The organism is Bacillus sp. 9.4 (assembly GCF_055486415.1).
Genome location: NZ_JBVFMU010000001.1, coordinates 1 through 24974, shown reverse-complemented (window position 1 = coordinate 24974; position 24974 = coordinate 1). Strand labels below are relative to the sequence as shown.

Here is a 24974-nt window from a genome sequence, read left to right as displayed (position 1 = left end):
GTTTGAGGGCGTTTTTTATCTTTTTAAAGGAAAAGGGATGTGCGCACAGACCAAGAGAATGACGTCATTCTCTTGGTTTTACAATAGAATACACATTTGTATCGTATGGAGTACCATTTTGATACATGTACTGTCTTAAAACGCCTTCTTTTTGAAAACCCATTTTTAGAAGCAGACGATTTGATGCTTCATTAGCGGTAAATACAACTGCGCCAATACGCGTCAGTCCAAGGGCAGAAAATCCGTAAGATACGACCTTTGAAATGACTTCTGATGCAAATCCGTTTCGCCAATGCTCCGGGATGATTTCATAACCGATTTCCGCGCGCCTATGCTTTTGGGCCAGAGCGTGAAAGCCAATTGTTCCGATCAGTTCTTTAGTGTCCCGTCTTTCAATTCCCCACCGTATACCGCGTTTTTCTTGTAGAGGGCAGCAAACGTTTGAATCATTGAAATGGCCTGTTCTATAGATTCCATGTTTTCAAGCCCATAATAGCGTGTCACCTCATCGTTTGAGAAACAAGCAAAAATGGCTTCCGCATCCTGATCTGTGATTTGCCTAAGTATAAGCCGATCCGTTTCTAATATAGGAAACATTCAACCACTCCCCACGTTTGTGTTTTTGTTTATCATATCCCTTTTATTTCCTCTTTTCTATAGCGAAATCAACCAATGCAGCAAAGGAACGAATTTGTGTTTCTAGTTGCTCTTTGTTTTTGCTGAATTGTTTCAAACGATGGCCGTTCGCGCCTGATGGATGGGGAAAGCCGTTAAGGCAAATCAAATTCTGGAGGCTGTGCTGTCTGATCAATGTTTCACATACTGTTTCGGCCGCTTTTCCTAACGGAATGAGAAGAGCTGGTCCCGTCACATGGTTAAGCTCCGCAGGGAAGTGTCCAAAAGCATAAGTGCTTAGGATAGGAGAATGAGTGATAGCCGGTTTGTATCCGGTATAGTTTTTTTGCTGGATAAAGACAGGATATTTAATAACGGAAGTTGTATGGAGCATATGCCGTAATTCTCCAAAAAGCTTTGCGGCGCTTTGAATGCCGAAAGCTTGCGGCAGCCCGCATAAATCCAGCATGGTGATAAGGTTATGTCTCATCGACCCGGAGAAACCCGCTGCTATTTTTGTATCTACCGCCATTTGCTCAAGAGTGCGGCCTTGCCGCAGACTTTCGACTGCTGTTTCGTACGCTGTTTTCATCTGGGAAAAACCCGGCGTGATCCCGGCAATCACAATCGTAGCAGTCCGATTGATATATTCATTATGAGGTGAATAGTAGATGTCAAGTTCATTTTCTTGATGAAGATGAAATGGAGAAATAAGTAAATCCGACTTTGTAAGTGAAGAGGGAAGAGAATGTAGTTTTTCTGCGAACTCCTTTAAGCAGCTGCGGTTTACAATCATGCGAAAGCCTCCTCAAAAAATGATATCCCATTGTCCATTCTGATCGAAACAACGGGATATCATTCATCATGACCTGCTATTTAAATGGCCAGCCTGCCACACCTCTTTAACGGCTTTAGGAACTTCTTTCACTTCAGCTGCGGTCTGCTGAAACGCGGATTTTTTCATTTGGACATCCTGCTGAATCTTCTTTTGTTTTTGCGTCAGCAGCTCTGTTTCTGTTTTTAATCCTTCGATTTGTTTTTGCATAGCCTGCGTAACAGAGGAAAGCTCCTTTAGTGCAGGGTCCATTTTTTTCTTGTTTTGAATCACGGTAACTCCTAAGAAGATAATAGAAACTGCTAATACTGCAAGACTGATATAAACAATAATCATATGTTCACTCCTTTTCTTATGTCATTACCCTGTATCCGTTTTTTTAATCAGAAGAAATGATATTTACACAGTTCGTTTGATTTGCGTATTGGATGTATTGTACTTATAATGTGATATCGTACATATGTAAACAAAGAAAGGGTGCTTCAATTGCAAAGTTTACAACATAAAACTGCACTAATCACAGGCGGAGGCAGAGGAATTGGCCGCGCTACTGCTCTGGCGCTTGCCAAAGAAGGCGTGAATATCGGGTTAATTGGCCGGACTTCCGCTAATGTAGAAAAAGTGGCTGAAGAAGTCAAAGCGCTTGGTGTAAAAGATGCATTTGCTGCTGCAGATGTAAAAGATGCCGATCAGGTTAATCAAGCTGTAGCTCAAGTGAAGGAACAGCTTGGTGATATCGATATCCTCATTAATAACGCCGGCATCAGCAAATTTGGCGGTTTCTTAGATCTGTCAGCCGATGAGTGGGAAAATATTATTCAAGTCAACCTAATGGGTGTGTACCATGTCACGCGCGCGGTGCTTCCGGAAATGATCGAACGCAAAGCCGGAGACATCATTAATATTTCATCTACAGCGGGCCAAAGAGGAGCAGCTGTAACAAGTGCTTACAGCGCTTCTAAATTTGCCGTTCTCGGGTTAACAGAGTCTCTTATGCAAGAAGTGAGAAAACATAATATCAGAGTCAGCGCGTTAACGCCGAGCACTGTCGCTAGTGATATGTCTATCGAATTGAACTTAACAGACGGTAATCCTGAAAAAGTTATGCAGCCTGAGGATCTTGCTGAGTACATGGTGGCACAATTGAAATTAGATCCTCGTATTTTCATCAAAACAGCGGGATTATGGTCAACAAATCCTTAAAAATGAAAACCTGTCTTTCGACAGGTTTTTTTATTTGAATGAAATCCGTACCGGTAAAATGCGATATGTAAACCTGACAATCGTTTAAATTGAAGATAGCAGTGAATGCAGGCTATAATAGAACTAAGAAAACTATGTACCAAATGTTCAGTAAGAATTTACTTTCTCCGCTACACCTATAATCAGTAAACATGAAATGACTGGACTATCAGTATTTAATATAAAGAAGGAAAACAATAAAAGAAAATTGAATATTTAGTACATAGTGTTGTCAGTGACAGAAGAAGGAGTGCATATGATGAAAGAAGAAAAAAGGAGTTCTACAGGCTTTTTAGTGAAACAGCGCGCATTTTTGAAGCTTTATATGATAACGATGACAGAGCAAGAGAGACTCTATGGGTTAAAGCTGCTTGAAGTACTTCGGTCTGAATTTAAAGAGATTGGTTTTAAACCAAATCATACAGAAGTATACCGGTCTTTGCATGAGCTTCTTGATGACGGGATATTAAAACAAATTAAAGTAAAAAAAGAAGGGGCTAAGCTCCAGGAAGTCGTCCTCTATCAATTTAAAGATTACGAAGCTGCCAAGCTATATAAAAAACAGCTGAAGGTAGAGCTGGATCGCTGTAAAAAACTGATTGAAAAAGCTCTCTCAGATAACTTTTAATAGAAACAAACACCCGGCGCAGCAGTATGAACCGGGTGTTTTCTGCTTTTCATTATACATATTTGTCGAAAAGAAACAATACAAATCAATAATGGCCTTCAAACTTGACATCATTTCCTCACGTGGTAACATTTTAAACGTGTGAAAATGCGAACAAAAAAGCGAACAAAGGAGATGTTACCGATCTTTGATCAAAAGAAAGTAGCCTTTATAGGAGCAGGATCTATGGCGGAAGGAATGATATCAGGTATCGTTCGTGCCAACAAAATCCCGAAACAAAACATCTGCGTTACAAACCGCAGCAATACAGAGCGATTAACTGAACTTGAACTTCAATATGGAATCAAAGGCGCCTTGCCGAACCAGCTATGTATTGAAGACATGGATGTACTCATTTTGGCAATGAAGCCAAAAGACGCCGAAAACGCTCTGTCATCACTAAAATCACGTATTCAACCCCAACAATTAATATTGTCGGTCCTTGCCGGCATAACCACCTCTTTTATTGAACAATCATTGCTTAATGAACAGCCTGTTGTCAGAGTGATGCCCAACACTTCCAGTATGATTGGCGCTTCTGCAACAGCTATTGCCCTTGGCAAATATGTGTCGGAAGACTTGAAGAAGCTGGCCGAAGCATTGCTCGGATGCATGGGCGAAGTCTATACAATCCAAGAAAATCAAATGGATATATTCACCGGAATTGCAGGCAGCGGCCCCGCGTATTTTTATTATTTAATGGAATTCATTGAAAAGACAGGCGAGGAAGCGGGCCTCGATAAACAGTTATCTCGAAGCATCGGCGCACAGACACTTTTAGGTGCCGCAAAAATGCTCATGGAAACAGGAGAACATCCTGAGATCTTAAGAGATAATATCACGTCACCGAACGGAACGACAGCAGCGGGGCTGCAAGCCTTGAAAAAAAGCGGCGGCGGAGAAGCGATTTCTCAAGCAATAAAGCATGCGGCTAAGCGTTCAAAGGAAATCAGCGAAGATATCGAAAAAACTGCAGCGCCGCTATCAGGAGTGATAAAGTGACGCCTGATACAAGCATGAAAAGAGTCGTTGTGAAGATTGGAAGCAGTTCATTAACAAGCCTTCATGGAGAAATCAGCATTCGAAAATTAGAAGCGTTGGTCGACCAGGTCGTCAAACTCAAAGACGCCGGTTATGAAGTGATTTTGGTTTCCTCAGGCGCGGTGGCGGCAGGATATCGGAAGCTCGGATTTATCCAAAGGCCCGAGAAGCTTCCAGAAAAACAAGCATCAGCTTCAATCGGCCAGGGATTGCTGATGGAGGCTTATTCAAAGCTGTTCTTGGCACACGGCTATGTCGCATCCCAAATTTTAATTACGAGAAGCGATTTTTCTGATGAATATCGATACAACAATGTCAGGAATACAATGAATGTACTGCTCGAGCGCGGCATTATCCCGATCATAAACGAGAATGACACAGTTACTGTCAATCGGCTCAAGTTTGGCGACAATGATACGCTCGCGGCAAAAGTCGCAGGTTTGATTGATGCAGATATGCTTGTGATTTTATCAGATATAGACGGATTATATGACGGCAATCCGCGCACAAATCCAGAAGCGAAAAGGATACAGCGGGTGAGTGAAATAACACCTGACATCGAAGCATGCGCAGGTGACACTGGAAGCATCGTTGGCACCGGCGGCATGCGCTCTAAGCTTGATGCGTTTAAAATCGTAATGGCGTCTGGCATTAAAGGTTTCCTAGGTCAGGCAGATGCCGGCGATATTTTATACCACGCCGTTCATGAACAGGCGGAAGGCACCTATTTTGAAGCAGAAGGAACGCTTCCGTTGAATCAAAAGGAGCAATGGATCGCTTTTAATTCCGGTCCGGAAGGTGAAATGTTTTTATCAGATGATTGTTCACGAAAAATAACAAACGGCCAATCGAGTTTATACCTGGACGGTGTACAGAAGATTAAAGGGAAATTCAAAAGCGGTTCAGTTGTTCGGCTGATGGATTCAAAAGGGACGGAAATCGGCCTTGGAATCGTCAATTACTCTTCTGTACAGCTTCAAGAACCGGAAAAGAAAAAGGAACTGACAAACAGAGCTCTAATTGATCAAGAAGCATTTGTTTGCCATGTGGATTTTTCTTTACCTGTAAATTAATTTGCAGAAAAAAACCCGAAGCTTCTATATAGAAGCTCGGGTTCATTTTTTTATTGATACTGCTCCAGCTTAGAGAAAAATTGAATGACAAACTCATAAAAATCATTCGCAGAAGGCGCAAGCTCTCTATTTTTCGGTTTAATGATTCCAACAGTCCGTTTTACTTGAGGGAACTCAATTGGAATTTTCACAGTAAAACGAGGTGTTGTTTCAGCAAAAGTACTTTCAGGCAGAAGGGTAACGCCCATTCCTGCGGACACTAACCCTTTGATAGCATCCAAATCCTCACCCTCCGTAGAAACGAGAGGAGCAAAGCCTGCTTGTTTGCAAGTATCAATTGCCATCTCTCTAAGTACAAATCCTTCCGGGAACAATACAAATTGGTCGTTGCGCAAATCGATTAAATGAACCGTTTTTTGTTTAGCAAGCGGATGATTTAATGGAACAAGCGCGTAAATTTTTTCAGTAAATAATATTTTTCCCGTTATGTCAGAGAAATTCGTCGGCACCGGCCCTAATAAGGCCAGATCAATATCGCGGTTTCTGACAGCTTCAATCAGAAACTTATAGGAGCCTTGGCGCAGCAAAAATTCGACGTGCGGATATTCTTCTTTAAACGCTGAAATGACAGTCGGCAAAAGCTGGCTGGCGAGGCTTGTAGGAAAGCCGATCTTTACCGTTCCGCGATGCGGGTCAAGATACTCATCAATTTGTTCTTTCGCATAATCAATGGCTTTCATCGCCGTTTTCACATGAATCAAAAATTCTTTTCCGATTGGCGTGAGTTTGATATTTCTCCCTTCACGCTCAAATAAGGTCACATTTAATTCTTCTTCAAGATTGGCAATTTGTCTGCTGATTGCTGATTGGGCCACATGCAAATGATCAGCGGCTTCTGAAACGTGTTCTCTTTCAGCCACCTCCATAAAATAACGCAGTTGGCGCAGCTCCATGTTTGTCTCACATCCATCTATCTCATTTTGAGATTCTTTTGATCTAAATTATATATTGTTTATATCGTTTTGAAAACCTACAATGATTATAGAGTTGTTAGATTTTATGACCGGTATTATCGGAAATTGATCGGGGGAGAGGAATTATGACGTACAATCAAATGCCAAAAGCTCAAGGTCTCTACCGTCCTGAATTTGAACATGATGCATGCGGAATCGGCCTATATGCACACTTAAAGGGCAAGCAGACTCACGACATTGTCAAACAAGGACTTAAGATGCTTTGCCAGCTAGACCATAGAGGAGGGCAAGGCAGTGATCCGGATACAGGAGACGGAGCCGGCTTACTGGTTCAAATCCCTGATGCTTTCTTTAGAAAAGAGTGCAAAGACATCAATCTGCCAGAAAAAGAACGTTACGGGGTAGGAATGGTCTTTTTCTCACAGAAAGAAGATGAAAGAAAAAAAATTGAAAAGCAAATCAATGCACTGATTGAACAAGAAGGTCAAGTCGTTCTTGGATGGAGAACTGTACCTGTAAATGTCGGAAAAATCGGAACAGTGGCACAAAAAAGCTGTCCGTTTGTCCGTCAGGTATTTATCGGCGCAAGTTCTGATCTAAAGGACAATTTATCTTTTGAACGAAAATTGTATGTCATTCGTAAACAGGCTGAAAATTGGGGAGTAACGGAAGGTCTTGATTTTTATTTTGCCAGTCTTTCAAGCCAGACCATTGTTTACAAAGGCCTTTTAACACCTGAACAGGTTGATGCATTTTATTCTGATCTGCAAGACGAAGCATTCGTTTCTGCTTTTGCGCTTGTTCATTCACGCTTCAGTACCAATACATTCCCTACATGGGAAAGAGCGCATCCTAACCGCTATTTGGTTCACAATGGTGAAATTAACACCCTTCGCGGAAATATCAACTGGATGAGAGCACGTGAGCAGCAATTTGTTTCTGAAAGCTTCGGTGAGGACTTAAACAAGATTTTGCCGATTCTCAATGCTGATGGCAGTGACTCTTCCATTTTGGATAACGCATTTGAGTTTTTTGTGATGGCTGGACGCAAACCGGCACATACGGCAATGATGCTCATTCCAGAGCCTTGGACGGAAAATACGCATATGTCCAAGGAAAAAAGGGCGTTCTACGAGTACCATAGCTCCCTGATGGAGCCTTGGGACGGACCGACAGCTATTTCATTTACTGACGGTAAACAAATCGGGGCGATCCTTGACCGGAATGGTCTCCGTCCGGCCCGTTATTATGTCACAAAAGATGATTATATTATTTTCTCATCTGAAGTAGGCGTTATTGAAGTTGAACAGGAGAACGTTTTATATAAAAACCGCCTTGAGCCTGGGAAAATGCTTTTAATCGACTTGGAAGAAGGCCGTATTATCTCCGATGAAGAAGTCAAAACACAAATTGCAACTGAGTATCCGTACCAAAAATGGCTTGAAGAAGAGCTCGTACAAGTGAATCCTGATCCGGAGTCAAGAGAAGAAGAACAATTTAGTGATCTTCTTACTCGCCAGAAGGCATTCGGATACACATATGAAGATATCCAAAAGTATCTAATTCCTGTTATTAAAGAAGGCAAAGATCCCCTTGGTTCAATGGGGAATGACGCTCCGCTTGCTGTACTTTCTGACCGAGCGCAATCACTGTTTAACTACTTTAAACAGCTGTTTGCACAAGTAACGAACCCGCCAATCGACGCGATTCGTGAGCAGCTTGTCACTTCAACGATGACTTGGCTCGGTGCGGAAGGCGATCTTCTTCATCCGAGTGAACGAAATGTTCGCCGGATTAAACTGTATACACCTGTTTTATCCAATGAACAGTTTTACGCATTGAAAACGATTGTTCATCCTGATTTAAAAAGCCAAAAAATTGATGTGCTGTTTTCAGAAGATCTTGAACGCGGATTGAAGGACATGTTCACACAAGCAGAGAAAGCCATCAGCCAAGGCGTAAGTTTGTTAATTTTATCAGACAAAAAGATGAACGAACGACTGACCCCAATTCCGCCGCTTCTGGCAGTAAGCGCGCTGCACCAGCATTTAATCCGCAAAGGGCTGCGTACGAAGGTCAGTATTATTGTGGAATCGGGAGAAGCGCGTGAAGTGCATCACTTTGCAGCATTAATCGGTTATGGCGCGGATGCGATTAACCCTTATCTCGCTTATGCGACCTACAAGCAAGAAATTGATGAAGGCCGTTTGGATATCAGCTATGAAGAAGCGGTCAGTAAATATGGAAAAAGCATTACAGAGGGCGTCGTAAAAGTGATGTCTAAGATGGGAATTTCAACTGTGCAAAGCTACAGAGGCGCCCAAATCTTTGAGGCGGTAGGAATCAGCCGCGATGTAATCGACCGCTATTTCACAGGTACTGCATCACAGCTAGGCGGCATCGATTTACAAACAATTGCAGAAGAGACACAGCGCCGCCACCGGGAAGCGTATCAGGATGATTACAGCAAAACGCTTGAACCGGGAAGTGACTTCCAATGGAGAAATGGCGGAGAGCATCATGCGTTTAATCCGAAAACGATTCATACTTTGCAATGGGCGTGCCGCAGAAATGATTACAATCTGTTTAAACAGTATACAAAAGCGGCTGATGAAGAACGCATCGGATTTTTGCGGAACTTGTTCGCATTTGACGGAAACCGCAAGCCTTTGAAGTTGGAGGAGGTTGAATCCGCTGAATCGATTGTCAAACGCTTTAAAACGGGTGCGATGTCATTCGGGTCCTTGAGTAAGGAAGCGCACGAAGCTTTGGCAATCGCAATGAACCGTCTTGGAGGAAAAAGCAACAGCGGTGAAGGCGGTGAAGATCCCAAACGCTTTGTTCCAGATGAGAACGGCGATGATAGAAGAAGTGCGATCAAACAAATTGCATCCGGACGGTTTGGTGTCAAAAGCCATTACCTCGTCAATGCTGACGAGCTGCAGATTAAAATGGCTCAAGGTGCTAAGCCGGGTGAAGGCGGGCAGCTTCCTGGCAACAAGGTATATCCATGGGTTGCCGATGTCCGCGGGTCAACGCCAGGTGTCGGATTAATCTCACCTCCGCCACACCATGACATTTATTCGATTGAGGATTTAGCCCAGCTGATCCACGATTTGAAAAATGCCAACCGTGACGCAAGAATCAGCGTAAAGCTGGTGTCAAAAGCAGGTGTAGGAACAATTGCTGCAGGTGTTGCCAAAGCGACTGCAGATGTCATTGTGATCAGCGGGTACGACGGGGGTACAGGTGCCTCTCCGAAAACCAGTATTAAACATACAGGGCTTCCATGGGAGCTTGGCCTTGCAGAAGCACATCAAACATTAATGCTGAACGGACTTCGTGACCGTGTTGTATTAGAAACAGATGGAAAGCTTATGACGGGCCGCGACGTTGTGATGGCTGCCTTGCTCGGCGCCGAAGAATTTGGTTTTGCAACAGCTCCGTTAGTTGTACTCGGCTGTGTCATGATGCGTGCCTGCCATTTGGATACATGCCCTGTCGGTGTAGCGACACAAAATCCAGAGCTTCGCAAAAAGTTCATGGGAGATCCTGATCATATTGTGAATTATATGCTGTTCATTGCTGAAGAAGTTCGTGAGTACATGGCTGCGTTAGGCTTCAAGACATTTGATGAAATGATCGGCCGCACTGATGTACTTCATGTAAGTGAACGGGCGAAGGGGCACTGGAAAGCAGGCCAGCTTGATTTGTCTACACTTCTTTATCAGCCTGAAGGAGTGCGGACATTCCAATCTCCGCAAAATCATAAAATTGATCAATCGCTTGATATCACAACAATTCTCCCGGCTGTACAAGAAGCCATCGAATCTGGAAAAGAAGCTGATATTTCGATTGAAATCAATAATACAAATCGTGTAGCCGGAACGATAACCGGCAGTGAAATCTCAAAGCGTTACGGAGAAGAAGGTCTTCCTGAAGATACAATCAAGCTGCACTTTACCGGATCAGCCGGCCAAAGCTTTGGAGCTTTCGTTCCTAAAGGGATGACGCTTTATTTGGACGGAGACTCAAATGATTACGTCGGAAAAGGGCTTTCTGGCGGAAAAATCATCGTCAAGTCACCAGAAGGATTCAACTCTGCTTCGGATGACAATGTCATTATCGGCAACGTGGCTTTTTACGGAGCAACAAGCGGAGAAGCATATATTAACGGACGTGCTGGTGAACGCTTTGCCGTTCGAAACAGCGGTGTGAACGTAGTTGTAGAAGGCATTGGCGACCACGGCTGTGAATACATGACTGGCGGCAGCGTTGTCGTTCTCGGTGAAGTAGGCAAAAACTTTGCGGCAGGTATGTCCGGCGGAATCGCTTATGTACTGGCCGAAGATGTCAAAGCGTTTAAACGCAAATGCAACCTTGAGATGATTTTATTTGAATCATTAGAGGATGAGAAAGAAATCCAGCAAATCAAAGCAATGCTTGAAAGACATACTGCGTATACAAACAGCCAAAAAGCAGAAGATCTGCTTGATCAATGGGAAGACAGTGTGAAAAAATTCGTCAAAGTCATTCCGAAAAACTATAAACAAATGCTCGCAAGCATCCAAGAGCAAAAAGCTGCAGGTTTATCAGATGAAGAAGCCATCATGTTCGCTTTTGAGGCCAACACGAAGCCAAAGCAGAATACAGCAGCATCGGGACAAAAACAAGCGGTAGTACAGTAAGGAAGGGGAGAGGAACATGGGGAAACCAACTGGATTTATGGAGATCAAACGAGAAAAACCTGCGGAGCGGGACCCTCTCACTCGCTTAAAGGATTGGAAAGAATATTCTGCTCCTTTTTCAGAAGAAGCATCGAAACGGCAAGGGGCGCGGTGCATGGATTGCGGTACACCGTTTTGCCAGATCGGTGCGGACATTAACGGATTTACATCCGGCTGTCCGATTTACAACTTAATTCCTGAATGGAATGATCTTGTCTACCGGGGCAGATGGAAGGAAGCATTGGAACGTCTGTTGAAAACAAACAACTTTCCTGAATTCACAGGGCGGGTATGCCCCGCTCCTTGTGAAGGATCATGCACTTTAGCGATTTCAGATCCGGCCGTATCAATTAAAAACATCGAGCGGACCATTATCGATAAAGGATTTGAGAACGGCTGGATTCAACCTAGAATTCCAAAAAAACGAACAGGCAAAAAAGTGGCTATCGTCGGGTCGGGCCCAGCCGGACTGGCGAGTGCTGACCAGCTGAATCAAGCAGGGCATTCCGTCACTGTTTTTGAGCGCTCAGACAGAGCGGGCGGCCTTTTAACATACGGCATTCCAAACATGAAGCTTGAGAAGGGCATTGTAGAACGCCGAATTAAATTGCTGACGCAAGAGGGAATTGATTTTGTCACGAACACAGAAATCGGTGTTGACATTACAGCTGATGAGCTAAAGGAGCAATTTGATGCTGTGATCCTATGCACAGGCGCTCAAAAACAGCGGGACCTCTTAATTGAAGGACGCGACTCAAAAGGAGTCCATTACGCGATGGACTACCTGACACTTGCAACAAAAAGCTATTTAGATTCTAATTTTAAAGACAAGCAATTCATTGATGCCAAAGGGAAGGATGTCATCGTAATCGGAGGCGGAGATACAGGAGCTGACTGTGTGGCTACTGCTCTGCGTCAAAAAGCCAAAAGCGTGCACCAATTCGGCAAACACCCGAAACTTCCGCCAACCCGCACGAATGACAATATGTGGCCTGAACAGCCACACGTCTTTACGCTTGAATATGCATACGAGGAAGCAGAAGCAAAATTCGGAAGAGATCCGAGAGAATACTCCATTCAAACGACAAAAATGGTTGCGGATAAAAACGGAAAGCTGAAAGAGCTTCATACCATCCAAATGGAAAAAGTGAAAAATGAGCATGGAAAATACGAGTTCCGCGAGCTGCCTGGAACGGAAAAAGTATGGCCTGCTCAGCTTGTCTTTATCGCTATCGGCTTTGAAGGCACAGAACAGCCGCTGTTGAAACAGTTCGGTGTTGATTCAGTAAATAACAAAATCAGTGCAGCATATGGGGATTATCAAACAAATATCGATGGTGTATTCGCCGCAGGGGATGCAAGAAGAGGCCAAAGCTTAATCGTATGGGCGATTAATGAAGGCCGTGAAGTGGCGCGTGAAGTGGATCGATATTTGATGGGGAGTTCAGTTCTTCCGTAAATAAAGGGGATTATCATATAAGAGAAACCGGTCTGGTTGCCAGCCGGTTTCTTTTTTTATTCCATTACGATCCCGATGTTTCCAAACTGTCTGCCTTCCTGCATTCTTTTATATGCTTCACATGCTTTTTCTAAAGGATATATCCGGTCAATTACAGGCCGCAGCTTATGTTTGTCAATGAAAGCGAGCATAGCTTGAAATTCCTCACCGCTTCCCATCGAGGTTCCCAAAACATTGACCTGAGGAAAGAATAGAGAACGCACCGGAAAACTGAGATTATCCCCTGAGCTTGCCCCAAAGCTGACAATACGGCCATTTGGTTTTACATGGCGGAAGTATTCCGAAAAGAGAGCAGGTCCTATGCTGTCAAGAACAACATCCGCCTTTTTTCCCTGCAACTGCTCATCCCAATTGCTGTAGCTGTCAAATGCGTAATCAGCACCTAATTGCAGCGCCTTTTTTCTTTTCTCCTCACTGCGGGAGGTCACGCTTACTGTTGCCCCAATCGCCTTAGCCATAAATAAAGCATAGGTTGCCACACCGCTGCCGATGCCGGGTATCAATAGATGCTCGCCTTTTTTTAATTGCCCCTTTGTAAACAGAGCCCGATATGCAGTTAAAGCGGATAAAGGTAAAACGCCCGCTTCTTCCCAAGATAAATAAGCAGGTTTTTTGATTGCATTTTGTGAAGGAATGATCACATATTCAGCAAGTGTTCCGTCCGAAGGACCTCCCAGAATCTCAGGTACAGGTGGTACATTCTCTGTTAAATCCCAGTTCAATGTCGGGAAAATGACTACTTCTGTCTGAACAGTAACATTTTTCACGCCTTCACCAATCTCTTCGATGATACCCGCGCCGTCAGAACCCAGTATCATGTGAGGATCTTGTTCCGATTTGTTTTTCATAAGAAACAAGTCACGATGATTCACGCCCGCGGATTTTAATTTAACCTTTACCTCTCCGTATCCAGGCTTTGTTGATGGAACGTCCTCGACTGATAACCCCTGAAGGCCGGCTTTTCCGTTGTGAATTACAGCTTTCATGCTGTCTGCCTCCTCATTGAATTGTATTTTCATATCTTTACATATTTTACATAGCGGTTTTCTTCGAGTAAAATGAACAAATATGATAGCCAATATCACTTTTCATCATAGCAAGCAGGTGAGAGCGCGTGGAAAGCGGAGATTTAAAGATTTTTCAGGCTGTCGCCCGCGAAGGAAGCATAACGAAAGCAGCCCAAATGCTGAATTATGTTCAGTCGAATGTGACAGCCAGAGTGCATAACCTTGAGGAAGATTTGAATATCAGGCTTTTTCATCGAACGAATCGGGGGATGAAGCTGACTGCTGCAGGAGAAAATCTTTTACAATATGCAGATCAAGTATTATCGCTGTTAGACAAAGCTGAAAAATCGACCCGAATGAGCAGGCAACCAAAAGGGCCTTTGCGGATCGGATCACTGGAAACGACGGCGGTAACGCATCTGCCTGAGCATGCAGCATCCTTCCTCAGGCGTTTTCCTGAAGTGGATTTATCAGTGAACACAGCTGATACGCATCATTTGATTCAACAGGTTCTTGATCATAAAGTTGATGGCGCTTTTGTATATGGGCCGGTTGAACACGCTGCAGTTAGACAACTCCATGTTTCCCATGATGAATTAGTTTTGATTTCATCACGAGAAGGGACGGCAGAAGACATGCTTCAGCAGCCGATGCTCTTTTTTGGGGCTGGCTGTTCTCATCGTGACAGGGTCAAAAGATTACTAGAGGAAGCAGGCATACACAATCAAAAAATCATAGAGTTTGGCACATTGGAGGCTATTATAAAAGGTGTTTCCGCCGGGATGGGTACGGCGCTGCTCCCAAAGTCCGCTGTTGACTGCTCCGAGCATCGTACAAATGTATGGATTCATCAATTGCCACCAGCATATCAAGACTTAGAGATCGTCTTTATATACAGGAAAGACTTTTTTATTACGAGTGCGTTTCAGACATTTCTTGATGAGATAAACGAAATGAAAAGATGAAGATAGACGTGCATTAGCAGAATAAAGACGTTTGTCAAAGAAGCAGTCATCATTCTGTCATTTTGGATTGCAATCAGGGATACAGAGCATCAGCAATGCCCGTTGTTATTAAAGATCTGCATGAAAAAACTGTACTCATTTGAAGCGAGTACAGTTTTTTTATTTATTTACGTTTTAAATTAATGCCGATCGCCGCGCCGTTTCTGCTTGAATCAGCTACACCTTTAAAGGTGCCGTTTTCATGGTCGATTGATATGCTTTGCACGTTTCCGATATCCACCGGACTTGTGCCGAATTTGTGGCCCATCCCGTTTAGCTTGCTGAGGACATTTTTAGGAACTCCGTCTTCGTAACGGTAAGAGCTCATGCTGTTTGTGTAAATTCTCGGCTCTTCAACAGCTGCTTTTAATTCCATACCATATTCAATGTGGTAGAGAATGGTTTGCAAAACGGATGAAATAATTGTCGCCCCGCCAGGAGATCCAACAGTGAGGACAGGCTTGTCATCCTTAAATAAAATCGTCGGGGTCATGCTGCTTAAAGGCCGTTTGTTTGGCTGTACTTCGTTAGCTCCGCCTGGTATCGCATCAAAATCCGTTAATTCATTGTTTAGGATGACACCGTAATCAGGGACCATAATACCCGTTCCGAATAGCTGTTCGATTGTTGTTGTATAGGAAACGACATTTCCCCAACGGTCAGCAACTGTAAAGTGGGTTGTTTGGCCTTCTACTTTGTCTTTCGGCTGTTCAACTTGTTTATAGTTTGCTGATCCTTCTTGGTATTTCCAAGGGTCACCGGCTTTCGGTTTTTTATTCACTTGATCTAGGTTGATTAATTGCTGGCGTTCTTTAATATAATCGGGGTGAAGCAAGCCTTTGAGAGGAACATTTACAAATTCGGGATCACCTGCGTAAGACGCACGGTCGGCATAAGACAAATGCATCGTTTCAGCAAGCAGCTGATATTTTTCCCATGAGCGGACATCGTATTGTGAAAGGTTAAAATCATCAAGGATTTTCAGCATTTGCAATAAGAAAATACCGCCGGAGCTTGGAGGAGGAGTAGTAGCGATTTGATAGCCTTGATAGTCTCCCCAAATCGGTTCATCAATTGTAATGTCGTAATTTTCTAAATCTTTTTCTGTCATTGATCCGCCGAAATCCTGGACAGTGTCAGAAAGCGTTTTGGCGAATTTCCCTTTATAAAAAGCGTTAGTGCCTTTGGAGCGAATAAGCTTAAATGTTTTAGCCAAATCCTTTTGAATAAGGGTATCTCCTTCTTTAAGCGGTTCGCCATTTGGTAAAAATACATCTTTTGCGGCAGTCCGTGAAAGTTTTTCCTGATAATCAGAAATGGCATCTGCCAACACAGAATCAATCGGAAAGCCTTTTTCAGCGAGTTTAATAGAAGGGGTAATTAATTGCTTCATCGAACGGGTTCCCCATTTATCCAAGGCTTCTTCCAGCCCTTTCAGAGTGCCTGGAACACCAACGGCAGTACCTTTTGTTACACGTTCAGAGAAAGGTATTGCTTTTCCGTTTTCGTCCAGAAACATATCAGGAGTTGCGCCTGCTGGAGCGCGCTCACGGCTGTCGATTATCGTTGTATCCTTCGTTTTTCCGTCATACACCATCATAAAACCGCCGCCGCCAATACCTGACATCATCGGCTCTGTTACATTGAGTGCAAATTGAATGGCAACCGCTGCGTCAATAGCATTTCCTCCTTTTTTCAGCACATCAGCACCGATTTCAGAAGCAAGAGGATGTGCGGTCGCAACCATGCCGTCTTTTCCAACATCTACTTGTTTGTACTCATCGTAGCTTTTGGGCGGTTTTTTAGCTTCCGCGTGAAAAGGGACACTTCCAGCGACTAACAGAACACTAAGCAGAGCTGTTAAACAGACGTTCCACGTTCTTTTCATGTTCTCCCTCCTATATGAAGCTGTATTGTTACAATCTTAGCGTAAAAAAATTACAGCGTTTTCACAAGTGACAAATGGTATATTATATAGTGCATAAAGCCGTTTTTCTGTGCAAAATTGATTATATTGATATGAGCCATGTGCTATATTAGAATCAGCATACGGATTAAGAAGGGACTGCTATATGTATTTAACGATTGAAGAAACAGCAGAATATACAAATCTTTCAGAGGATTATATTAAAAGCTTGGTGCTCGAAGGGAAAATCAGAGCCGTTCATGACGGGGAGCAATTTTTGATTTATAAGGAGCAGTTCAAAACGCATCTCGAACAGCTGGAGAATTACAAAGCACTTGTGCAGGAAATATTAAATGAACCAATCCCGGAAGATATTGATGTAAAGGATGAGGATTAGGACACAATTTGAAATTGTGTCTTTTTTTGTATGTTTTTGCGGAAGCTCCAGAAAATTGGGAGCGTCAGATTGTGTTTTAAGAGGATTTTTGATGATTAGTAGGGGGATAAGTATCCAAGAGGTTAAAAGCTTTATAAGAGGCTTTAAAGCTTATTTTATAGGGTGAAGGTTTGAAGAAGCTTTTTTAAAAGCTTATGTAACACTATGTATATTATGTTACATAAATGCCGCCGCACTTTGACATTCAACGTTTTTCAGATATAATAGTAACATAGACCTCAAAACGTTACATAACGGTTTTAAGGAGTTTTTTGATGCATATTGTACAGCCAATTCGCAGTCTAGAGAAAATCCAAGAAGTCAAACAGTATTTGCTTAACAAAAACAAGCGGGATTATTTTCTGTTTATTTTCGGCATCAACAGCGCGCTCCGCATTTCTGATATTCTGCCGCTGCAAGTGAAGGACGTTCAAAATAAAGATCATTTATGGGCGACTGAAAGCAAAACGAAAAAGAAAAGAAAGATTCTTATTTTAGAATCGCTGAAACAGGAAATATACGAGTATACGAAAGACATGAAGGAAAACGAATATCTTTTTAAATCAGTGCGGACCAGGAAGCCGATTTCCCGCATTCAGGCCTACAGAATTTTAAGAGAGGCCGCTGCGGCGTGCGGACTTGAGGAGATAGGGACGCATACACTCCGGAAAACGTTTGGCTATCATTTTTATCAGCGAACGAAAGACATCGCCGAGCTGCAGAGAATACTGAATCATTCATCACCATCAATTACAATGCGGTATATCGGTATTGATGAAGATACGACAAGAGCCGCATATAAGGTTTTTGGAGGGCTTTAATACAAATCGCTTGAAAATATTGATCATCAGAGCTACTATATAAATACCAAAAGCTCTAGTAGCACAGCGGATAGTGCAGCAGTTTCCTAAACTGCAGGTCGGGAGTTCGAATCTCTCCTAGAGCGTTATATTCACAAAAAGACAACAGGCACTTTTCGCCTGTTGTCTTTCTTTATGCAAACCAAATAAAAAACGCCCGCTTATACCGGGCGTTTTTCTTATATAACTGCGTCAAATTGATTGACTTTCCATTTTTTATTTTCTTTCACGAATGTCACTTTCCGTTTTGCAGAAGGGGATCCGTCTAATGTAGGGACGGTAAATTCGTATGTGATTGTGCCGCCTTTTTTAGAGACCAGTTTAGCAGTTGATTTTTTCCAATTCAAAAGATTGTCTCCGTCACCGATTGGAACAGCAAGCTTTCCTTTTGAAACAGTGAAATGATAATCTTTAAAGCCTTTTTCGATTGCTGTTTTTGTAAAAATAGGAGTTAAGTAATTCACCGCTTTTGCTTTGGTGCCTAGATCACTGCACATGTATACATATTGAAGATTTTGATACTCGAATGTGCCTGATGGGCAAACTGCTTTTTTCACCTTCGGATTGTGGCCGCTCATGGTGTTCCAAAAATGTTCTCTAGCGGATAATGCCAACTGTAATGCTTGTTTTTGTGATAAATCGCCTGATGTATTTTTCGCAAATGCATTTGTGCTTAATGACAGAATAAGTGCAATGGTTGTTAGAAATAGAAGACATTTTTTCATTATCGCTCTCTCCTTCAAAATCTCTTTCTCTTATGTTACAAATGTTACAATAATTACGGATAGATTACAATACTTTTGCATAAATTATTTTTTATTCTTTTACTCACAAAAAATACGCCATTACTTGCTAGTTTATTCTTCATAAGCTAAAAAGATGTGTAAAATTAGAAGAATCGGGAAGGGTTTCATATGTGCAGTGATGAATAATAACATGTTACATATCCTGTTTTTGTCAAAAAATGAGGGCATGTTTAAAAACGATTTCAAATAAAGGAGTCCTTTAATATGGAAACATCACAAGAACCTCTTGTAACTCAAAAGAAAAGCAAACCATCAGTTTGGCGGTCGATGTCACTCTTTTTAGTGCCGCTTCTGCTGAGCAATGTGCTGCAATCAGTCGGCCAGCTAGTCGGGATGATGGCTGTAGGCAGATGGCTCGGTGTTGATGCAGTGGCAGCTGTATCATCCTTTTTCCCGTTATTTTTTCTTTTAATCTCATTTACGATTGGGATCGGTTCAGGAAGTTCGATTCTGATCGGACAAGCTTACGGAGCGAAAAATGAGGAACGGCTAAAGGCTGTTGTCGGGACGACGCTCACGTTTACATTTTTATTAGGCGTTGTGTTAGCCGTCATCGGCAGTATTTTCACCCTGGATATCCTTCGTTTAATGGGTACGCCTGAAAATGTCATTCATGTCAGCGCTAACTATGCACGTATTTTATTTTATGCTATGCCGTTTATGTTTTTATATTTTGCATATACTACCTTTTTGCGCGGAACAGGAGATTCCAAGACACCGTTTTATACGCTGATTGTGAGCACGGTTATCAACATCGCGCTTTTGCCTGTCTTAATCCTTGGCATGTTTGGTTTTCCGAAACTGGGCATATACGGCTCGGCATATGCAACTGTCATTTCTACGATTGCGACTTTTCTCGTGTTAATGGTGTATTTACGAAAGCGAAAACACCCGCTGCAATTTGATAAAACAGTGCGTCGTTATTTGACAATGGATAAGGAACTGCTGGTTCTCCTGCTGCGTCTTGGGGTCCCAGCAAGCATCAATATGATTCTTGTCTCATTATCAGAGATAGCGGTTATTTCATTCGTCAATCATTACGGCTCTAATGCAACAGCTGCATACGGAGTGGTCAACCAGGTGGCCAGCTATGTACAGATGCCGGCCGTCAGCCTTGGTATTGCGGTTTCTATTTTCGCTGCGCAATCGATCGGAGCGAACGAGTTTGACCGCTTAAAGCAGGTCATTCGCGTGGGGATTTGGCTGAATTATATCATTGGCGGCGTACTGATCATTCTGATCTATGTTTTTTCACATCAGATTTTATCGTTATTTTTAACCGAGCAAGAGACGCTTTACATTGCGCACCGTCTTTTGATGATTACATTGTGGAGCTATTTGCTGTTTGGAAATGCCCAAATTATTTCTGCAACGATGCGGGCAAGCGGAACGGTTTTATGGCCGACCGTCATCAGTATTTTTGCAATCTGGGGAGTAGAGGTGCCTGTCGCTTTCGTCCTTTCTCACTATACAAAGCTTGAAATACTCGGCGTCTGGGTTGGTTATCCAGCTGCGTTTGCCGTCAGCTTGCTGTTGATTTATGGGTATTATCAATTCGTCTGGAAAAAGAAACAAATCACACGTCTCATCCAATAGCCTCCGAATCACACCGTTCATAAGTTTGAACGGTGTTTTTTTATTTGATAGGGGAAAATATAAAATGGAGGAAATATGGTACAGTACATTGAATTCTTATACTAGCAATGAATCAAGGAGAGGTTGAGTAAACATGGCAAACTTTATTGAGAAAATCACGTATTTGGGAACGCCGGCCATCAAAGCGGGCAACGAACATCTAGAAATGATTGTTGTCCCTGAGTGGGGGAGCAACGTCATTTCTCTCGTGGACAAAACAACAAAAGTCCAGCTTTTGCGTGAACCGGAAACAGCAGAAAGTTTTCACGACACACCAACATTGTATGGCATTCCAATCCTGTTCCCGCCTAACCGCATAAGTGACGGTACATTCAGTTTCCGGGGCAGAACGTATCATTTTGATATCAACGAGAAGGATAAACACAACCATCTTCATGGGTTTCTTTACCATGAAAAGTGGAACGTAGTGACCGCGAAGAAAACTGATGAAGAAGTGATTGTTGAAACAGAAATTGATCTTTCTGAGCTCCCCCATGTGTATAAGCAATTTCCTCACCATGCCGTCGTTCGGATGACATACACGGTAAAGGGGAATACTCTATTTAAACATGCGACGGTCATGAACAAAGGAAAGGAAGCGTTTCCTTGGGGAATTGGTTATCATACTACATTTGTGTTTCCGGCAGAAAGCTCGTTATTCTCCCTGACAGCAGATCAGCAATGGGAGTTGGATGAACGCCTGCTGCCGACCGGGAAACTGATGGATGTACCGAATAAAGAAGCTTTGCATGAAGGAATGGATTTGCGCCACAAGCAGCTGGATGATGTCTTTTTATCTTCTTATCAGAAGAGGGGCGGAGAAAACCAGGCAGTCATTTATCATCAGCATGCACATATCAGCATTATTTATAAGGCAGATGAACAGTTTAAACATTGGGTTGTATACAATGCGGACGGAAAACAAGGGTATTTATGCCCTGAACCTTACACATGGGTGACAAACGCAGTGAATCTTGATTTACCTTCGTCACTCACTGGTTTACAAGTGCTGGAGCCGGGAGAAGAAACGACAGCTAAAAGCAGTATCACCATTGAACTGAATCATCAATAGCTAATGATGAAACGCAGAGAGGCGGGGAAATTAATGAAAAAAAGCATAAAGCTTTATGTTGCTGTTTTACTGCTTTTCGTCGTTGCTTCGGTGCCTTATATGCATCAGGCTGCGCTTGCCGCTGAAAAACAAGATGCACTTTCCGGGCAGATCGATAAGATTTTAGCTGATCATCCTGCCCTCGAAAGCGCAATGGCCGGCATCACCGTTCGCTCTGCGGAAACAGGTGCTGTTCTATATGAACATTCAGGAGACACCCGAATGAGGCCTGCCTCTTCTCTAAAGCTTTTGACAGCGGCCGCGGCACTTTCTGTCCTTGGCGAGAACTATTCTTTTATAACCGAGGTCCGGACGGATGGAACACTGAAAGGGAAAAAGCTGAATGGTAACCTTTATTTGAAAGGGAAAGGCGATCCGACACTTTTACCATCTGATTTTGACAAAATGGCTGAGAAATTGAAACATTCCGGCGTAAAAGTAATTAAAGGCAATCTGATCGGTGATGATACGTGGCATGATAACATGCGATTATCACCTGATATGCCTTGGAGCGATGAATACACATATTATGGCGCGCCAATCTCCGCTCTAACAGCGTCTCCAAACGAAGACTATGATGCAGGCACTGTGATTGTTGAAGTCACCCCAAATCAAAAAGAAGGGGAAGAGCCTGCCGTGTCTGTCTCTCCGAAAACCGATTATATAACGATAAAGAACGATGCTGAAACGACTGCTGCCGGTTCAGAGAAAGACCTCACAATCGAAAGAGAGCATGGAACAAACACGATTACAATTGAAGGGAGCATACCGGTTGACGCAAACAAGACAAAGGAATGGATTTCTGTCTGGGAGCCTGCCGGATATGCCTTAGATTTATTTAAGCAGTCACTAAAAAAACAAGGAATTACTGTGAAAGGGGACATCAAGACGGGTGAAGCACCTAGTTCTTCAGATGTGCTGCTCTCTCATCGCTCAATGCCTTTATCGAAACTTTTTGTGCCGTTCATGAAATTAAGTAATAACGGACATGCCGAAGTGCTCGTAAAAGAGATGGGGAAAGTGAAAAAAGGAGAAGGGAGCTGGGAAAAGGGGCTCGAAGTGTTAAACAGTACGCTTCCGGAATTTGGTGTTGATTCTAAATCACTCGTCTTAAGGGACGGATCAGGAATCTCACATATTGATGCTGTATCTTCAGATCAACTTTCACAGCTGTTATATGACATTCAGGATCAGAGTTGGTTCTCGGCTTATCTAAATTCTTTACCTGTTGCGGGGAATCCTGACAGAATGGTGGGCGGAACGCTGAGAAACCGTATGAAAGACACTCCTGCACAAGGAAAAGTAAGAGCAAAAACCGGATCGCTCAGTACGGTAAGCTCTCTATCGGGGTACGCAGAAACAAAGAGCGGAAAAAAACTTGTTTTCTCTATTCTTCTAAATGGATTGATTGATGAAGAGGATGGAAAAGATATTGAGGATCAAATCGCTGTCATTTTGGCAAATCAATAATAGCGGCAGACCTGTTTTCCATGAGAAAACAGGTTTTTTATGTCTGTCTTTGTCGAATCTTCCAATAATTATAAGAATGATGCACAAAAGCAAATTAGTTCGATTAAAAAGTAGTGTATAAGACCTTATGTAAAACAATACTTTTATCACTTTATATCCGGAAATTTGATAAAAAAAGAAACGAAAAATAAAGAAATAATACTATATTCAAAAAAATGTTATAAAAATTTAATGTTTTTTATTGTACTTTAAAAAATATCCGTTAATATAGTGCATATATGGATTATATAGTCATATAATTTCTTTTATTGTCATTTTTCTGCTTTTTTCTACTTTTTCTTATCCTCTTATTATGAGAACTGGAGGGAATCCGTTGAGCGAACATACTTATTCTTTAACCCATGCCCAAAGGAGAGTGTGGTTTACCGAACTGCTGGAGCCAGATACCAGCATTTGCAATCTCACAGCCTGTGTGAAATTCAAAGGCAATATTGAGCTTGATACTCTGGAGGGAGCGCTGAATCATTCCATCTCCCGCAACGACGCCATTAGATTTCAGCTGTTAGAAGGAGAAGAGCTTGAGCCGCGATTGCACCTTACTGAATATAAATATTATCCACTTAGAATAATTGATTTTTCAAATGTTGAAATGATAGAAATAGAGCAATGGATTCAGGATCAAGCGAGCATTCCATTTAAACTGTTCAACTCGCCTCTTTATCAATTTTACCTCCTTAGAATTGACTCTCATGAAGTTTGGCTATTTGCGAAATTCCATCATATCATAATAGATGGAATCTCTTTAAATGTGATGGGAAATCAAATTATAGATCTTTATCAAAAAATGAAAAAGAAAGATCCTTTACCTGATCAGCCGGAACCTTCTTACTTGAGCTACATCGAAAAAGAGAGTCAATATCTACAATCTCCGCGGTTTGCAAAGGACCGTTTATTTTGGACGCAAACCTTTGAGCACCCGTTGGAATACCACTCGTTAGCCGACCAGACGTCCTTACAAAAACAGAGCACATCTGCATCCAGAGACACCATCATTCTTTCACCTGATCTAGAGCAAACGATTCGAATCTTCTGCGAAGAACACAAGATCAATATCATTTCCTTATTTATGGCTTCATTTTACATATGCATCAGCCGAATCACTTCTAAAAAAGATCTTGCCATTGGCACCTACTATGGCAACAGAGGGTCAAAGGCTGAAAAAGAAATGCTCGGCATGTTCGTTAGTTCTCTTCCAATCAGAATAACGGTTGATCCTGACACAGATTTTCTTTCCTTTGTCCGCACAATAGGCAGGGAACAGCTTTCTGTTATGCGTCATCAACGGTTTCCTTATAATTTGCTTGTAAATGAATTAAGAAATGAACAGAAGGATTTACACAACCTTATCGGTATATCTATGCAGTATCAGCCACTTCAGTGGCACAATGCAGATGATTTTGACTATGAAACAGCGCTTTATTTCAGCGGATACACCGCGAATGAGCTTTCAGTTCAAATACAAGAACGGATAGACAATGGAACCATTCAATTAAATTTCGACTATCAAAATACCTTGTTTTCTCTTGAGGATATTAAACGAATACAATCTCATCTGCTTACCATACTGGAAAACGCCCTTCAACATCCGCACAGCTTTATAAGAGAATTAGATATGACGAATACAAGAGAAAAGCAAAAATTGTTGTATGAGTTTAACAAGACGGAAGCTGTTTCGCCTAAAGCTTTCACCCTGCATGGGCTGTTTGAGCGACAGGCAGCTTTCACACCTGAGCGGCTGGCCGTTCGCTTTTCAGGCGGTTCGCTGACATACGCTGAGCTTGATATGTACGCCAGCCGGCTGGCTGCGCACCTTGCGGCACGCGGTGTCACAAACGAAAGTATCGTCGGAATCCTGTCTGAACGCTCACCTGACATGCTGATCGCTGTCCTTGCTGTCTTGAAGGCCGGCGGGGCGTATTTGCCGCTTGATCCTGCGTATCCAAAGGAGCGGCTGAGCTACATGCTGAAAGACAGCGGGGCATCGCT

The 24974-nt window shown here is 42.7% G+C and carries 19 protein-coding genes, 1 tRNA gene and 1 pseudogene; 14 read left to right on the top strand and 7 right to left on the bottom strand.

Going from position 1 to position 24974, the window contains the following annotated elements:
* Positions 1–64 precede the first annotated feature (64 nt).
* The 3 genes and pseudogenes from ACZ07B_RS00105 to ACZ07B_RS00095 all read right to left on the bottom strand — a co-directional run bounded on the left by ACZ07B_RS00105 (position 65) and on the right by ACZ07B_RS00095 (position 1786).
* A pseudogene (locus ACZ07B_RS00105) lies at positions 65–597 on the bottom strand (GNAT family N-acetyltransferase).
* A 43-nt stretch (positions 598–640) separates the two neighbouring features.
* Positions 641–1411: a hypothetical protein gene (locus ACZ07B_RS00100; protein ID WP_216995977.1), complete on the bottom strand. Its 771-nt coding sequence runs from the start codon at positions 1409–1411 to the stop codon at positions 641–643.
* A 66-nt stretch (positions 1412–1477) separates the two neighbouring features.
* The gene (locus ACZ07B_RS00095) at positions 1478–1786 is read right to left on the bottom strand and encodes a DUF948 domain-containing protein (protein WP_021481395.1); all 309 of its coding nucleotides are present in this window, start codon (positions 1784–1786) and stop codon (positions 1478–1480) included.
* A gap of 150 nt (positions 1787–1936) precedes the next feature.
* Between ACZ07B_RS00095 and ACZ07B_RS00090 the strand changes: the two genes are divergently transcribed.
* From ACZ07B_RS00090 to proB, 4 genes are all read left to right on the top strand, one after another.
* Positions 1937–2653: a 3-ketoacyl-ACP reductase gene (locus ACZ07B_RS00090; protein ID WP_464876732.1), complete on the top strand. Its 717-nt coding sequence runs from the start codon at positions 1937–1939 to the stop codon at positions 2651–2653.
* A gap of 298 nt (positions 2654–2951) precedes the next feature.
* Positions 2952–3320: a replication termination protein gene (rtp, locus tag ACZ07B_RS00085; protein ID WP_003220337.1), complete on the top strand. Its 369-nt coding sequence runs from the start codon at positions 2952–2954 to the stop codon at positions 3318–3320.
* A gap of 147 nt (positions 3321–3467) precedes the next feature.
* Positions 3468–4361 carry a pyrroline-5-carboxylate reductase gene (proC, locus tag ACZ07B_RS00080; RefSeq protein WP_464877025.1) on the top strand — a complete coding sequence of 298 codons (894 nt, stop codon included), beginning with the start codon at positions 3468–3470 and terminating at the stop codon, positions 4359–4361.
* Positions 4358–5473, top strand: coding sequence for a glutamate 5-kinase (proB, locus tag ACZ07B_RS00075; RefSeq protein ID WP_015383806.1), 1116 nt, complete (start codon positions 4358–4360; stop codon positions 5471–5473). The genes proC and proB overlap by 4 nt, the downstream gene beginning before the upstream one ends.
* A 50-nt stretch (positions 5474–5523) precedes the next feature.
* Here proB and gltC read toward each other — a convergent pair whose 3' ends face one another.
* Entirely contained in the window at positions 5524–6426 is a 903-nt protein-coding gene (gene gltC / locus ACZ07B_RS00070) for a glutamate biosynthesis transcriptional regulator GltC (protein WP_004399246.1), read from the bottom strand.
* Between the two features lie 146 nt (positions 6427–6572).
* On the opposite strand from gltC, the gene gltB reads away from it, so the two are divergent.
* On the top strand, positions 6573–11135 hold the full coding sequence (gene gltB, locus ACZ07B_RS00065) for a glutamate synthase large subunit (RefSeq protein WP_464876731.1): 4563 nt from the start codon (positions 6573–6575) through the stop codon (positions 11133–11135).
* Between the two features lie 16 nt (positions 11136–11151).
* Positions 11152–12633, top strand: a complete 1482-nt coding sequence (gltD, locus tag ACZ07B_RS00060; RefSeq protein WP_212130377.1) for a glutamate synthase small subunit — start codon at positions 11152–11154, stop codon at positions 12631–12633.
* Positions 12634–12689: 56 nt separating this feature from the next.
* Here the strand turns inward: gltD and ACZ07B_RS00055 are convergent, their stop codons facing one another.
* Positions 12690–13679 (bottom strand): zinc-binding dehydrogenase, encoded by a 990-nt coding sequence (locus ACZ07B_RS00055; RefSeq protein WP_426692205.1) that lies wholly within the window; start codon positions 13677–13679, stop codon positions 12690–12692.
* 128 nt (positions 13680–13807) lie between these two features.
* Between ACZ07B_RS00055 and yofA the strand changes: the two genes are divergently transcribed.
* Positions 13808–14665, top strand: coding sequence for a LysR family transcriptional regulator YofA (yofA, locus tag ACZ07B_RS00050; protein ID WP_464876730.1), 858 nt, complete (start codon positions 13808–13810; stop codon positions 14663–14665).
* Between the two features lie 163 nt (positions 14666–14828).
* Here yofA and ggt read toward each other — a convergent pair whose 3' ends face one another.
* Positions 14829–16592: a gamma-glutamyltransferase gene (gene ggt, locus ACZ07B_RS00045; RefSeq protein ID WP_464876729.1), complete on the bottom strand. Its 1764-nt coding sequence runs from the start codon at positions 16590–16592 to the stop codon at positions 14829–14831.
* Between the two features lie 184 nt (positions 16593–16776).
* Between ggt and ACZ07B_RS00040 the strand changes: the two genes are divergently transcribed.
* The 3 genes from ACZ07B_RS00040 (at position 16777) to ACZ07B_RS00030 (ending at position 17992) form a co-directional block, all read left to right on the top strand.
* Positions 16777–17007, top strand: coding sequence for an excisionase family DNA-binding protein (locus ACZ07B_RS00040; protein WP_003231472.1), 231 nt, complete (start codon positions 16777–16779; stop codon positions 17005–17007).
* Positions 17008–17321: 314 nt separating this feature from the next.
* On the top strand, positions 17322–17867 hold the full coding sequence (locus tag ACZ07B_RS00035; protein ID WP_003231473.1) for a site-specific integrase: 546 nt from the start codon (positions 17322–17324) through the stop codon (positions 17865–17867).
* 52 nt (positions 17868–17919) lie between these two features.
* Positions 17920–17992 (top strand) — tRNA-Arg (locus ACZ07B_RS00030).
* 93 nt (positions 17993–18085) lie between these two features.
* On the opposite strand, the gene iseA is transcribed toward ACZ07B_RS00030, so the two are convergent.
* The gene (gene iseA, locus ACZ07B_RS00025; protein ID WP_014479968.1) at positions 18086–18631 is read right to left on the bottom strand and encodes a DL-endopeptidase inhibitor IseA; all 546 of its coding nucleotides are present in this window, start codon (positions 18629–18631) and stop codon (positions 18086–18088) included.
* 285 nt (positions 18632–18916) lie between these two features.
* Between iseA and ACZ07B_RS00020 the strand changes: the two genes are divergently transcribed.
* The 4 genes from ACZ07B_RS00020 to ACZ07B_RS00005 all read left to right on the top strand — a co-directional run.
* Positions 18917–20308 carry an MATE family efflux transporter gene (locus ACZ07B_RS00020; protein WP_046160454.1) on the top strand — a complete coding sequence of 464 codons (1392 nt, stop codon included), beginning with the start codon at positions 18917–18919 and terminating at the stop codon, positions 20306–20308.
* Positions 20309–20441: 133 nt separating this feature from the next.
* Complete coding sequence (gene galM, locus ACZ07B_RS00015) at positions 20442–21419, top strand: aldose 1-epimerase (protein ID WP_047182695.1); 978 nt, start codon at positions 20442–20444, stop codon at positions 21417–21419.
* A gap of 33 nt (positions 21420–21452) precedes the next feature.
* The gene (gene dacB, locus ACZ07B_RS00010; RefSeq protein WP_464876728.1) at positions 21453–22928 is read left to right on the top strand and encodes a D-alanyl-D-alanine carboxypeptidase/D-alanyl-D-alanine endopeptidase; all 1476 of its coding nucleotides are present in this window, start codon (positions 21453–21455) and stop codon (positions 22926–22928) included.
* A 373-nt stretch (positions 22929–23301) separates the two neighbouring features.
* The coding region (locus ACZ07B_RS00005) for a condensation domain-containing protein (RefSeq protein ID WP_464876727.1) at positions 23302–24974 on the top strand (1673 nt) is incomplete at its 3' end.

Bases quoted from the DNA above. Each gene is read 5' to 3' on its own strand.
- ACZ07B_RS00100 (WP_216995977.1), bottom strand. From the start codon at position 1,411: ATGATTGTAAACCGCAGCTGCTTAAAGGAGTTCGCAGAAAAACTACAT.
- ACZ07B_RS00095 (WP_021481395.1), bottom strand. From the start codon at position 1,786: ATGATTATTGTTTATATCAGTCTTGCAGTATTAGCAGTTTCTATTATC.
- rtp (WP_003220337.1), top strand. From the start codon at position 2,952: ATGAAAGAAGAAAAAAGGAGTTCTACAGGCTTTTTAGTGAAACAGCGC.
- proC (WP_464877025.1), top strand. From the start codon at position 3,468: ATGCGAACAAAAAAGCGAACAAAGGAGATGTTACCGATCTTTGATCAA.
- gltC (WP_004399246.1), bottom strand. From the start codon at position 6,426: ATGGAGCTGCGCCAACTGCGTTATTTTATGGAGGTGGCTGAAAGAGAA.
- gltB (WP_464876731.1), top strand. From the start codon at position 6,573: ATGACGTACAATCAAATGCCAAAAGCTCAAGGTCTCTACCGTCCTGAA.
- gltD (WP_212130377.1), top strand. From the start codon at position 11,152: ATGGGGAAACCAACTGGATTTATGGAGATCAAACGAGAAAAACCTGCG.
- ACZ07B_RS00055 (WP_426692205.1), bottom strand. From the start codon at position 13,679: ATGAAAGCTGTAATTCACAACGGAAAAGCCGGCCTTCAGGGGTTATCA.
- ggt (WP_464876729.1), bottom strand. From the start codon at position 16,592: ATGAAAAGAACGTGGAACGTCTGTTTAACAGCTCTGCTTAGTGTTCTG.
- ACZ07B_RS00040 (WP_003231472.1), top strand. From the start codon at position 16,777: ATGTATTTAACGATTGAAGAAACAGCAGAATATACAAATCTTTCAGAG.
- ACZ07B_RS00035 (WP_003231473.1), top strand. From the start codon at position 17,322: ATGCATATTGTACAGCCAATTCGCAGTCTAGAGAAAATCCAAGAAGTC.
- iseA (WP_014479968.1), bottom strand. From the start codon at position 18,631: ATGAAAAAATGTCTTCTATTTCTAACAACCATTGCACTTATTCTGTCA.
- ACZ07B_RS00020 (WP_046160454.1), top strand. From the start codon at position 18,917: ATGGAAACATCACAAGAACCTCTTGTAACTCAAAAGAAAAGCAAACCA.
- galM (WP_047182695.1), top strand. From the start codon at position 20,442: ATGGCAAACTTTATTGAGAAAATCACGTATTTGGGAACGCCGGCCATC.
- dacB (WP_464876728.1), top strand. From the start codon at position 21,453: ATGAAAAAAAGCATAAAGCTTTATGTTGCTGTTTTACTGCTTTTCGTC.